Below are 12,159 nucleotides of genomic sequence, written 5' to 3' on the forward strand. Positions count from 1 at the left end.
TGTGCGGGCCATGGCCACCATGGCCCGCACGCCCCTCATCGCAGACGGTGACACCGGCTATGGCGGCTTGCTCAATGTGCGCCACACCGTGCAGGGGTATGAAGCCGCGGGCGCGGCCTGCATCCAGCTGGAGGACCAGGAATTTCCCAAGAAATGCGGCCACACCCCCGGGCGCCGCGTGGTGCCCATGGAAGACATGGTGCGCAAGATCCGGGTGGCCGTCGAAGCCCGCCAGTCTGCCGATTTCCTGATCATTGCCCGCACCGATGCCCGCACCAGCCTGGGCTTGTCTGAGGCGCTGCGCAGGGCTGAAGCCTATGCCCGCGCAGGGGCCGACATTCTGTTCGTCGAATCCCCGGAGACCGAGGAGGAAATGCGCACCATCGGCCGCAGCTTTCACCAGCCCTTGCTGGCCAACATGGTTGAAGGGGGGCGCACCCCTGTGCTCAGCCAGGCGGATCTCGAATCGATCGGCTACAAGCTGGCGATCTTTCCGGTCACCGCCTTGCTGGCGGCGACCCAGGCCATGCAGACTGTCTACCAGGGGCTCCGTCAACAGGGCTCGTCCACCGGGGCCGGCGTGCCGTTGATGCCCTTTGGCGAGTTGACCGAGCTGATGGGGTTTCAGGAGGTGTGGGACTTTGACAAGCGCCACGCCGAGTGAACGCCGCAGAAGGTCGACGCTGACCACAACCCCAGCCCACAAGAACAGCACAGGAGACCTCACATGTTCCACGCTTTGCGCACTCGATATTCATGGCTTCGCGCCGCCCTGTCCGGGGCGGGTCCGTGGAGTCTGGCACTTTCACTGGCCATGGCTCTGGGTCAGGCCCCGGCCGGGGCCCAGGAGACGCCGTGGCCGAACAAGCCCATCCGCCTTGTGGTGCCCTTCACGCCCGGCGGTGTAACCGACACCAGCGGCCGCTTGATTGCCGAGTACCTGGGGCGCCGCCTGGGGCAGCAGGTGGTGGTCGACAACCGCCCCGGCGCCTCAGGCAACATCGGCACCAGCCAGGTGGCCCAGGCTGCGCCCGATGGCTACACCCTGGTGCTGGGCTTTGATGGCACGCTGGTGATCAATCCCCATGTGTTTGCCAAAGTGCCCTTCGACACCCTTCGGGACTTCGCGCCGATCGGCAAGATCGGCGACGCGGCGCTGATTCTGGTGGCCCATCCGGGCCTGCCCGCCAAGACCTTGCAGGAGGTGATCACCCTGTCGCAAAGTCAGGCCGGAGGTCTGTCCTACGGTACGTCCGGGACCGGTGGCACCCCCCACATCGGCGGTGAGCAGCTGGCTCAGCGCACCGGTGCCCGACTGACCCACGTGCCCTATAAAGGCGGCGGACAGGCCTTGACCGATGTGCTGGGCGGCAGCATTCCGCTGGTCTATACCGCAGTGGCTGGGGCCCATGGCCATGTCCGCTCGGGCAAATTGAGGGCCATCGCCGTGTCCAGCGCGCAGCGCAGCGCCGCCATGCCAGAGGTGCCGACCTTCATCGAGAGTGGTGTTCCAGACTTTGTCGTCACCTCCTGGGTCGGCTTGTTGGCCCCGGCCCGGACGCCCGTGCCCGTCGTGCAACGGCTCAGCGCTGAGCTGCAGGCCGTGCTGAACGACCCCGTTGTCAAGGAAAAGCTCCAGGCCATGGGCATCGATGCCAGTCCCGGCACACCGGATCAGTTTGTTGAACAAATGCGGCGTGACTTGGCGCGTTACGGTCAGGTGGTGAAGGCGGCCAATATTCGGCTTGATTGATTGGGTCGGTGAGGTCGCGACCCCGCTGGGAATGCTGCTCGTGCGAGCTTGGCGTCGCGTTCGAATCGTGCCGTGACGTACTTCTGAGTTCTTCGCCCTCATTCGATGGGCTCGGGCCGGCGTGTCGGTTTTTCGTGCGCGGGGTGGCGCTCGGGGCGCGGCGCTGCGCATCGGTGCGGGATATTGACTTGCAAATGGAAAAGGCCGCCAACTATTTCTAGCTGGCGGCCTTTGTACAAGCCAATGGTCGGAGCGGCGGGATTCGAACTCGCGACCCTCTGCTCCCAAAGCAGATGCGCTACCAGGCTGCGCTACGCTCCGACTGACGTGATTGTAGCCTGACTTTTGAGGCTATTTGATCTCTTTGAGGCAAGAATCCAAACAAAAGCAGCCGCCATTCTGTACTTTGATGAAAAAGCTGCCTTGGTTTGTGGGCCGATGAGGGGAGTCAGCTGTGCAGGCGGACCACCAGAGGCACGATCAGCAAGGCCACGATGTTGATGATCTTGATCAAGGGGTTGACGGCCGGACCCGCGGTGTCCTTGTAGGGGTCGCCGACCGTATCGCCGGTGACGGCGGCCTTGTGGGCGTCAGAGCCCTTGCCGCCGTGGTGGCCGTCTTCGATGTATTTTTTGGCGTTGTCCCAGGCCCCCCCGCCGGTACACATCGAAATGGCCACGAACAGTCCGGTGACGATGGTGCCCATCAGCAGCCCGCCGAGGGCCTTGGGGCCCAGGATCAGGCCGACCAGCACGGGGGTGACCACGGGCAGCAGGGACGGAATCATCATTTCACGGATGGCGGCCGTGGTCAGCATGTCGACGGCGCGCCCATATTCAGGGCGACCCGAGCCGTCCATGATGCCCTTGATGTCCCGGAACTGACGCCGCACCTCTTCGACGACGGCGCCCGCCGCCCGGCCCACGGCTTCCATGGCCATGGCGCCGAACAGGTAGGGGATCATGCCGCCAATGAACAGGCCCACGATCACCAGCGGGTCGGACAGATCAAAACTGATGTTCTGGCCAAAGCTCTGTAGTTTGTGGGTGTAGTCGGCAAACAGCACCAGCGAGGCCAGGCCGGCAGATCCGATGGCATAGCCCTTGGTCACGGCTTTGGTGGTGTTGCCCACGGCGTCGAGTGGATCGGTGACGTCTCGGACGGAGGAGGGCAGTTCGGCCATTTCGGCAATGCCGCCTGCGTTGTCGGTGATGGGGCCATAGGCGTCAAGTGCCACCACAATGCCCGCCATGCTGAGCATCGAGGTGGCGGCCACGGCGATGCCGAACAGGCCCGCGAGCGCATAGGCGGCCAGGATGGCGGCACAGACAAAAATCACGGGCCAGGCCGTGGAACGCATGGAGACCCCGATGCCCGCGATGATGTTGGTGGCGTGTCCGGTGGTGGAGGCCTGGGCCACATGCTGAACCGGTGGGTACTGGGTGCCGGTGTAATACTCGGTGACCCAGACGAGCGCCGCGGTCAGCACCAGGCCAACCGCACAGGCGCCAAACAAGCGCATCTGGCTGCCCGTGGCCGTGATGGCATCATCGGAAACCAGCCAGGTGGTCACCCCATAAAAGGCCACCAGCGACAGCACCCCTGCGACCGCCAGCCCCTTGTAAAGGGCAGGCATCACGTTTTTCATGCCGGGTGAAGCTTTGACAAAGAAGCATCCGATGATCGACGCGATGATGGACACGGCACCCAGTGCCAGTGGATAGAGCACCGCTTGGGTCGTGCCATGCGTCACCATCAAGGCGCCGAGCATCATGGTGGCGATCAGGGTGACCGCGTAGGTCTCGAACAGATCAGCCGCCATGCCGGCGCAGTCGCCCACGTTGTCGCCCACGTTGTCGGCGATCACGGCGGGGTTGCGCGGGTCATCTTCTGGAATGCCGGCCTCCACTTTGCCCACCAGATCCGCCCCCACGTCGGCGCCTTTGGTGAAGATGCCGCCGCCAAGCCGGGCAAAGATCGAGATCAAAGATGAGCCAAAGGCAAAGCCGATCAGTGGGTTGAGTTCCTGGGCCAGCGGGGTGTCTGGTGCGGCGCCGCTCAGCAGGTAGAGGTAAAAGCCGCTGACGCCCAGCAAACCCAGGCCCACCACCAGCATTCCTGTGATGGCCCCGCCGCGAAAGGCCACATCGAGCGCGGGCCCGATGCCGTGCGTGGCGGCCTGGGCCGTGCGCACGTTGGCGCGCACCGAGATGTTCATGCCGATGAAGCCGCAGGCCCCGGACAGAACGGCGCCGATCACGAAGCCGATGGCCGAGGCGGGGTCGAGAAACAGGCCGATGAGCACGGCCAGAACCAGCCCGACCAGGGCAATGGTCTTGTATTGACGGGCCAGATAGGCTGCGGCGCCTGATTGGATGGCGGCTGCGATCTCCTGCATGCGCGCGTTGCCGGCGTCTTTGGCCAGAATCCAGCTTCGGGCCCAGAAGCCGTAGGCCACGGCGATGGCACCGCAAGCCAGCGCGAGGATCAGCGCAGGATGGTTTGTCATGCTGTTCTCCTTGGTGAATACGCTTGGAAGAGACACAACGCACCGGGAGTGTCTCCGCTGCGTTGCTTCCTCGCAGCGCCCCTGGGGCAGCGATTGGCCAACGCTTCAATATACGGCGGAAACCGAAAAACGTCTGCTGCGCTGCATCACGCAAGGCTCGCGAAAGTAAAATCAGTCCTAATCCGGCCGGCCAACGGCCCGATCCGTTCGATCAACCCTAACCAAGACCGAAACAACATGGCTCTCGACAAAGTCAAACCAGGCGACAAGGCTCCCGACGCATTCAACGTGATCATCGAAATTCCGATGAACGCGGATCCGATCAAGTACGAAGTGGACAAGGAATCTGGCGCGATCTTCGTGGACCGCTTCATGGGCACCGCCATGCATTACCCGACCAACTACGGCTACGTGCCGCAGACCATCAGCGGTGATGGCGATCCGGTGGATGTGCTGGTGATCACACCCTTTCCGCTGATTCCGGGCGTGGTGGTGACCTGCCGTCCGATCGGGATCCTGAAGATGGAAGACGAAGGCGGCGTGGATGGCAAGGTGCTGGCGGTTCCTACCGACAAGATCCTGCCGATCTACACCCACTGGCAAAAGCCTGAAGACATCAATCCGCTGCGTCTGAAGCAGATCGCGCATTTCTTCGAGCACTACAAGGACCTGGAACCCGGCAAGTGGGTCAAGGTGCTGGGTTGGGAAGGCGTTGATGCCGCCAAGCAGGAGATCCTGGACGGCATGGCCAATTTCGCCAAGCAAGACTGAGTCTTTTGAGCTCACTGCGGCGGCGCCCTCGGGCGTGGCCTAAATATGCCCGTTGCCAGTGGTGACGGGCATTTTTGTTGGTGGCTTGAATTTGCCTGATTCGACACCCGGATGTGCGGGTTTCCAGGTGTAAAAAAATGGTGTTTTTGAATTCAATATCCCCTTGTTTCGAGGAAAATCGGCAAGCCTGAATTGATAAAAATTGACAAACAGGCGGGGGTCGTAGGTGGAAGCGATCTGTGTTTGATCACCTGACCGCGTGAGGAAAGTATGGGCTTCAACAATTGGCGTATCGGTTACAAACTGGGCGCATCGTTTTTCGTGCTGGTGCTCAGCACCTTGCTTTTGGGTGCCGTGGCGCTGACGCAGCTCTCGCACATCAATGCCAACACCCAGGACATCGCGGGCAACTGGCTGCCCAGCATCGAGTCGCTTGGCGACATGCGCATTGCGCTCAACCGCATGCGTCGGGCCGAGGGCCGGATGGCCTCGGCCTCGTCCCCGCATGATCTGGAAGTACAGGCCAAGAATGCCGCTGAGTTGAAGGCCTTGTTTGCCAAGCACGAGTCGCGGTACAGCGCCATGGTCACGCCGGGCGGCGAGACCGAGCTTTTCAATCAATACAAGGTTCAGCGAGACGCCTTTTGGGCCACCCAGACACGGCTGAGCAATTTTGCCAACGCTGGCAACATGGCCGCCACTGTGCAGTATTTCGAGGGCGAGTCCGAAACGGCTTTTGTGTCCATGGTCGATGCCATCGACAAGCTGGCACAGCTCAATGGTGAGGGTGCACGCCGTGCCAGCGCCGAGGCTGAGGCCTCGTTTTCTGCCTCACGTGGCTTGTTGATTGCCGTGCTGGTCTTTGTTGTCGTGGCGGCTTCTGTGCTGGGGTGGGTGATCACCCGCTTGATCACGGCGCCGCTGGCTGAGGCCGTGCAGGCCGCCAAGCAGATTTCGGCCGGCAACCTGGCGTTTGCGATTGCCGCCAAGGGCCGTGACGAGGTGGGCGACCTGTTGCACGCGCTGGAGGACATGCGTGACTCGTTGTCGCAGGTGGTGTCGGGTGTCCGGCGCGGCGCAGACGGCGTTGCCAATGCCAGCATGGAGATCGCTCAGGGCAACAACGACCTGTCGGCTCGAACCGAGCAGCAGGCCTCGGCCCTGGAGGAGACCGCAGCCTCCATGGAGGAGCTGGGTTCAACCGTTCGCCAGAATGCCGACAATGCCCGCGCGGCCAACCAGTTGGCCCTGAACGCATCCACCGTCGCCACCCAAGGGGGTGAAGTGGTCGCCGAGGTGGTGGACACCATGAAGGGCATCAATGAAAGCTCACGCAAGATCGCCGACATCATCGGTGTGATCGACGGGATTGCCTTTCAGACCAACATCCTGGCGCTCAATGCAGCGGTTGAGGCAGCCCGTGCTGGCGAGCAAGGCCGTGGTTTTGCCGTGGTGGCTGGCGAGGTGCGCAGCCTGGCGCAGCGCAGTGCCGAGGCAGCGAAGGAAATCAAGAGCCTGATCAGTGCCAGTGTTGAGCGGGTGGAGCAGGGGACGGCGCTGGTTGATCGTGCGGGCACCACCATGAGCGAGGTGGTGGGGTCGATTCGCCGTGTGACCGACATCATGGGCGAGATCAGTGCCGCGAGTTCCGAGCAGAGTGCGGGGGTGTCGCAAGTGAGCGAGGCCGTGACTCAGATGGATCAGGCCACGCAGCAGAATGCGGCCCTGGTGGAGCAGTCGGCCGCCGCCGCTGGCGCCTTGACTTCGCAGGCCCAGGAACTGGTTCGTGCCGTGGCGGTGTTCAAGTTGGCGGGGGATGGTTACGCGAGTGCAGCCATGGCGTCCGGCAAGCCGGTGGCAGCGCCTGTTCGCTCATCGGTGGCACCCAAGGCCGTCGCGGCCCCGCGTCCGGCACCAGCCCCTCAGCGGGTGACGCAGGCCAAGAAGCCGGCCCCGTCGACACCGAGCCTGGGGGCACCTGGTTCCCGCGCGCCTGCAGCGCCGCCCAAGGCCGGGGCGGAGGACGACTGGGAAACCTTCTGATCTGACAAGCGGGCACCCCCCCCGGTCGGTGCCCCTGGCTTCACGGCGCCTTGAAGGGGGTGTGCCGTTGCAGGTCTTGCAGGTAGTTTTCCATGCCAGCCCCTTCGCGCTCTAGAAAGTTCTGTACCGCCTCGGCAAACGCCGGGTGAGCCAACCAATGGGTGCTTGGGGTGTCGGTGGGCAAAAGGGCCCGGGCCATCTTGTGTTCGCCTTGGGCGCCACCTTCGAAGCTGTCAAAGCCGTGTTCGATGCACCACTGCAGTGGCTGGTAGTAGCAGGCCTCAAAGTGCAGGCAATCCACGCGCTCCAAAGCCCCCCAATAGCGCCCGTAGGCTGTCCGTTTGCCGGCTTCAGCATCCAGCAGGGCGATGAGGCTTGCGGCAATGGGTTGGCCTTGTCGTTCGGCAATGAACATCAACCAGCTCTCGGCTTGGTGTGTGGCCTGCTGCTGGAAGAATTCGGGTGTCAGGTAGGGGGCATTGCCGTGCTCCAGATAGGTGCGCTCGTAGCAGCGGTAAAAAAAATCCCAATCGTTTGGGCTGATGGCTGTGCCCCGTGCGGATCTGAAAACCACGCCCTCGGTCTGGACCTTGCGCCGTTCCTGCCGGATTTTTTTTCGCTTTTCCTGGTTGAGCTGTGCCAGAAAATGCTCAAAGTCGCGGTAGTTCTGGTTGGCCCAGTGAAACTGCAGGGTATGGCGGGTCATCAGGCCCAGCGCGTCGCTGGTCTGTACATCCTCCTGACTGCCAAAGAGCAGGTGCAATGAGGAAAGACCCCTGTTCTGACAATGGGCCAAGACGGTTTCCAGAAGCCTCTGGCGCCAAACGGGGCTGCTGGCCAACAGCCGGGTCCCGGGCACCGGGGTGAAGGGCACGGCCAGCACGGCCTTGGGGTAATAGGCCAGACCATGCTGCTGGTACGCATTGGCCCACGCCCAGTCAAAGACATACTCGCCGTAGGAGTGGGTCTTGAGGTAGACCACGCAGGCCGCTTGCAACGCAGCGCCTTCCCACAACGTGATCACCTCCGGTGTCCAACCCGTGCGGGGGCTTGCACTGCCACTGCGTTCCAGCGCAAGCAGGTATTCATGCCGCATGAAGGGCGTGGCATGGGCTTGTTGGGCCAGCAATTGATTCCAAGGGGCTTGCGGCATCTCTGCCAGCGAGTCCATGACCCGGATGAGATAATCTTTTTCATTCATGGGCATGGCCCCGCTGGCCCCGGGCGTTGGCTCAAGCCTCCGGTTGCCGGTCTGGTCGTCACGCTCTGCCATCACCGCCACCTTTGTTCTCATGACTCTTCAAATCTGCGTCGTTCAGCTCAATTTCGTCGTCGGTGACATGCCCGGCAATGCGCGCAAGATCATCGATGCAGCCCAGCAGGCCTATGCGCAGGGGGCTCGGCTGGTGTTGACGCCAGAGTTGTCCATCTGCGGGTACGCGGCCGAAGACCTGTACCTACGGCCCGCTTTCATGGCCGCTTGCGATGATGCCGTGAAACAAGTGGCCGAGGCTCTGGCCGGGTTAAAGGGGCTTTGTGTGGTGGTGGGTCATCCCGCGGGTGACCATGAGCGGGCGCGCTCCGTGTCCGTGTCGCACCGCTTCAATGCGGCCAGTGTGCTCAGCGAGGGGCAGGTGCGGGCCACGTATGCCAAGCAGGAGCTGCCCAACTACCAGGTGTTTGACGAGCGGCGATATTTCACCCCCGGCGATCGGCCCTGTGTATTCGAGGTGCAGGGTGTACGGGTGGGGCTGCTGATTTGCGAAGATGCGTGGTTTGACGCGCCTGCCCGCACCAGCCTGGAGGCGGGTGCCGAGGTGCTGGCTGTGATCAATGCATCCCCTTTTCACGTTGGAAAGTCGGTCGAACGCATGGCCCGCATGGCGGAGTGTGCGCGTGCCGTGAAGTTGCCCCTGGTTTATGCCCACTTGGTGGGCGGGCAGGATGAGGTGGTGTTTGATGGCTCGTCGTTTGCTTTGCAGGCCGACGGTTCGCGCATGGCCCAGGCCCCGAGTTTTCGTGAGCGCCTGCTGCCCCTGACGCTTCAGCGCGGTGGCGATGGCTTGACCTGGCAGGCGCCTGCCGAACCATTGGCGCCGATGCCCTCCGACCTGGAAGAGCTTTGGGAGGCACTGGTCACGGGCGTGCGTGATTACATCGGCAAGAACCGCTTCCCCGGGGTGCTGCTGGGGCTTTCAGGGGGCATTGATTCGGCGCTGGTTCTGGCCATTGCCGTGGATGCGCTGGGGCCGGACAAGGTGCGAGCGGTGATGATGCCGTCGCCTTATACGGCCGATATCTCCTGGATTGATGCGCGTGACATGGCCAAGCGCTTGGGCGTTCGGTACGACGAAATCTCGATCGTGCCTGAGTTCGAGGCGTTCAAGGCCTCGCTGAAGGCCGAATTTGCCGGCCTGGCGGAAGACACCACCGAGGAGAACATCCAGGCGCGAATCCGTGGCACTTTGTTGATGGCCCTGTCCAACAAGTTTGGCTCCATTGTGCTGACCACCGGCAACAAGAGTGAGATGGCCACAGGCTACTGCACGCTGTACGGCGATATGGCCGGGGGCTTTGCGGTGATCAAGGACGTGGCCAAGACGCTGGTGTTTGAGCTGGCGCGATGGCGCAATGCGCACGACCCCTATGGCACGGGGCGCGACCCGATTCCGGAGCGCATCATCACGCGCCCGCCCAGTGCGGAGTTGCGGCCTGACCAGAAGGACCAGGACAGTCTGCCGCCCTATGAGGTGTTGGATGCCATCATCGAGCGCTACATGGAAAATGACGAGTCCATCGACAGCTTGGTATCGGCGGGTTTTGAGCGTGCCGATGTGGAGCGTGTGACGCGCCTGATCAAGATCAACGAGTACAAGCGGCGCCAGTCACCCGTGGGCATTCGCGTGACCCACCGAAGTTTCGGCAAGGATTGGCGTTACCCTATCACCAGTCATTTCAGGGCATGAGTCCTGATGGCCGGGGCGATGCCCAGGCGACGAATCCACAAAACATGAACACAGGAGAATCCATGAAACAAATCACAGCCATCATCAAGCCCTTCAAGTTGGAAGAGGTGCGTGAAGCCTTGGCCGAATGCGGCGTGACCGGCTTGACCGTGACCGAGGTCAAGGGCTTTGGTCGCCAAAAGGGTCATACCGAGCTCTATCGCGGCGCTGAGTATGTGGTGGACTTCCTGCCCAAGGTGAAAATCGAAGTGGTCGTCAAGGGTGATGACGTCGAGCGCTGCGTGGACGCCATTGTCCGTGTGGCCCGCACGGGCAAGATCGGTGATGGCAAGATCTTCATCACCGCTGTGGAGCGCGTGGTTCGCATCCGCACCGGCGAGCAGGACGAATCTGCGGTCTGAGTGACCTTGCGCTCCAGGTGTTTCTGAAAACACCTTGGAAATTTCTCGATTCGGCCCGGTGTTCCCGGGCCGTTTTCATGGGCGAATGCGTCTTGCGGTTTTAGATCTGCTGGGCCAGATCGTCGCGCTGCTGGCTCAGGCCCGCCGTTTCGACCAGCTTGGGCAGCAGCGTGTTCAGGTCGCCGCTGGTTTCGATCAGGGACATCTGCCACTCGCTCATGAAACCGTGTCGGACACCGCTGGTCAGAAACGCCAGCATTTCGTCGTAGTAGCCGTCCAGGTTCAGAATGCCGATGGGCTTGTTGTGATAGCCCAATTGACGCCAGGTCCAGACCTCGAACAACTCCTCAAAGGTGCCGATGCCCCCGGGGAGTGCCAGAAAGGCGTTTGCCCGTTCGGCCATCATGGCCTTGCGCTGGTGCATGTTGTCCACGATGTGGAGTTCATCGCAGCGCTTGTTGGCAAATTCGAGTTCGACCAATGATGTCGGAATCACGCCGACCACCCGGCCTCCTGCATCCTGCGTGGCATTGGCCACCTGGCCCATGAGCCCATTGTTGCCCCCGCCATACACCAATTGCCCTCCACGGCTGCCAATCCAGTGGCCAACGGCCTGGGCGCAGGCAGCGAATGCAGGCGTTTGTCCCATGCGGGAGCCGCAGTAGACGGCAAGCGAAAATGCAGGTGTCATGGTGAGAAGTGTTTCCAGAGGGCTGCGCCCCAAAAGGCAATGCAGGTCAGCAGGCTGAGCAGAACAGCGGCACTGCCCATGTCTTTGGCGCGTTTGGAGAGGTGATTCCATTCCGGGCCGATTCGGTCCATGGCCGTTTCGATGCCGGTGTTGAGCAACTCGACAACCAGCACGGCGACGACGCTACCGGCCAGCAAAGCCGATTCCACCCAATTCTGTCCCAGCCAACAGGCCAGTGGCACGAGCAGGGTGGCGGCGATGGCTTCCTGCCGGAATGCCGTTTCGGACCAGCCCGCCCGCAAGCCTTCGAGTGAGTAGCCGGTGGCGTGCCAAATCCGGCTGAGTCCGCGGCGGGCCTTTTGAGGGTTGCTCGAATCGGCTGCTGGCGAGGAAGCAGGTTGGCCGGAAGAGCTGGGCGGTGAAGACATCAGGCTATTGTGCGTCCGGGCCATGCAGACTCTGATGACAATGTGTGTTCAGCGGCTCAGGGGCTGGGAGTGAATCAGCCGAGTGCCGGCCAGCACGTCATGCCAGAACTGGCCTTCAGGTTGAAAACGGCTCAAGATGGCCCAGACGGCGACCCAGCCGCCGATGATCACGGCGGTCTCCGCGCCACTCAATCCCAGCGTGGCCGAGGCGCCCAGTGGCGGCAAGAACCAGATCCAGCTGAGGGTGTAGCGAAGCAGGGCGCGTGCCTGCGTGATGGGCCGGCCCTGCCGATCCACGACCCGAATGTTCCAGGTCTTCATGGCCAGTGTCTGGCCTTTGGCCCAAAACCAGGCGAAATAGATCCCAAAGATCACAAACAAAAAGGCTTGCAAACCATGGCGGTTGTCCATCGCGTTGCGTGTCTGGCTGAGCGTGCTGAACAGGTAGCCCGAGATGAAGACCACGCCAAACATCAACATGCCCTCATACAACCAGCAGGCCATGCGGCGCTTCAGGCTTGGCGCGTCGAGCTTGGAGGGGCTGTCAGGTGTTGGTTGTGCGGTGGAACCGATGGAGGGCATTGTGCGTTTGGTTGA

The 12,159-nt window shown here is 62.3% G+C and carries 10 protein-coding genes, 1 tRNA gene and 1 pseudogene (1 of these 12 running past the window's edge); 6 read left to right on the forward strand and 6 right to left on the reverse strand.

The window, feature by feature from the left end; genetic code table 11:
- Positions 1-664: pseudogene (locus tag AC07PT_RS01690) on the forward strand (isocitrate lyase/PEP mutase family protein); it begins 244 nt to the left of the window's first position.
- A 150-nt stretch (positions 665-814) separates the two neighbouring features.
- Positions 815-1,753 (forward strand): Bug family tripartite tricarboxylate transporter substrate binding protein, encoded by a 939-nt coding sequence (locus AC07PT_RS01695; RefSeq protein WP_494655683.1) that lies wholly within the window; start codon positions 815-817, stop codon positions 1,751-1,753.
- A 244-nt stretch (positions 1,754-1,997) separates the two neighbouring features.
- On the opposite strand, the gene AC07PT_RS01700 is transcribed toward AC07PT_RS01695, so the two are convergent.
- Both AC07PT_RS01700 and AC07PT_RS01705 read right to left on the reverse strand, forming a co-directional pair.
- Positions 1,998-2,074: transfer RNA gene (locus tag AC07PT_RS01700), tRNA-Pro, on the reverse strand.
- A gap of 127 nt (positions 2,075-2,201) precedes the next feature.
- Positions 2,202-4,262 carry a sodium-translocating pyrophosphatase gene (locus tag AC07PT_RS01705; protein WP_494655570.1) on the reverse strand — a complete coding sequence of 687 codons (2,061 nt, stop codon included), beginning with the start codon at positions 4,260-4,262 and terminating at the stop codon, positions 2,202-2,204.
- Between the two features lie 237 nt (positions 4,263-4,499).
- On the opposite strand from AC07PT_RS01705, the gene ppa reads away from it, so the two are divergent.
- Both ppa and AC07PT_RS01715 read left to right on the forward strand, forming a co-directional pair.
- Positions 4,500-5,033, forward strand: a complete 534-nt coding sequence (ppa, locus tag AC07PT_RS01710) for an inorganic diphosphatase (protein ID WP_492345206.1) — start codon at positions 4,500-4,502, stop codon at positions 5,031-5,033.
- Positions 5,034-5,303: 270 nt separating this feature from the next.
- Positions 5,304-7,076, forward strand: coding sequence for a methyl-accepting chemotaxis protein (locus tag AC07PT_RS01715; RefSeq protein WP_494655571.1), 1,773 nt, complete (start codon positions 5,304-5,306; stop codon positions 7,074-7,076).
- A gap of 40 nt (positions 7,077-7,116) precedes the next feature.
- Here the strand turns inward: AC07PT_RS01715 and AC07PT_RS01720 are convergent, their stop codons facing one another.
- Positions 7,117-8,283, reverse strand: a complete 1,167-nt coding sequence (locus AC07PT_RS01720) for a GNAT family N-acetyltransferase (protein WP_494655684.1) — start codon at positions 8,281-8,283, stop codon at positions 7,117-7,119.
- A gap of 85 nt (positions 8,284-8,368) precedes the next feature.
- Between AC07PT_RS01720 and AC07PT_RS01725 the strand changes: the two genes are divergently transcribed.
- Together AC07PT_RS01725 and AC07PT_RS01730 are read left to right on the forward strand one after the other, a co-directional pair.
- The gene (locus AC07PT_RS01725; protein WP_494655572.1) at positions 8,369-10,042 is read left to right on the forward strand and encodes an NAD+ synthase; all 1,674 of its coding nucleotides are present in this window, start codon (positions 8,369-8,371) and stop codon (positions 10,040-10,042) included.
- 62 nt (positions 10,043-10,104) lie between these two features.
- A complete protein-coding gene (locus tag AC07PT_RS01730; RefSeq protein WP_019575320.1) occupies positions 10,105-10,443 on the forward strand; it encodes a P-II family nitrogen regulator in 339 nt (112 codons plus the stop codon).
- A 100-nt stretch (positions 10,444-10,543) separates the two neighbouring features.
- Here AC07PT_RS01730 and AC07PT_RS01735 read toward each other — a convergent pair whose 3' ends face one another.
- The 3 genes from AC07PT_RS01735 to AC07PT_RS01745 are packed head-to-tail and all read right to left on the reverse strand — an operon-like array spanning position 10,544 to position 12,144.
- Positions 10,544-11,134, reverse strand: coding sequence for an LOG family protein (locus AC07PT_RS01735; RefSeq protein WP_492345209.1), 591 nt, complete (start codon positions 11,132-11,134; stop codon positions 10,544-10,546).
- Positions 11,131-11,586: a diacylglycerol kinase gene (locus AC07PT_RS01740; protein ID WP_494655573.1), complete on the reverse strand. Its 456-nt coding sequence runs from the start codon at positions 11,584-11,586 to the stop codon at positions 11,131-11,133. Before AC07PT_RS01740 ends, AC07PT_RS01735 begins: the two co-directional genes overlap by 4 nt.
- Positions 11,587-11,610: 24 nt before the next feature.
- A complete protein-coding gene (locus AC07PT_RS01745; protein ID WP_494655574.1) occupies positions 11,611-12,144 on the reverse strand; it encodes an RDD family protein in 534 nt (177 codons plus the stop codon).
- Positions 12,145-12,159 lie beyond the last annotated feature (15 nt).

The sequence above is a fragment of the Curvibacter sp. GW821-FHT09D12 genome (assembly GCF_059416245.1).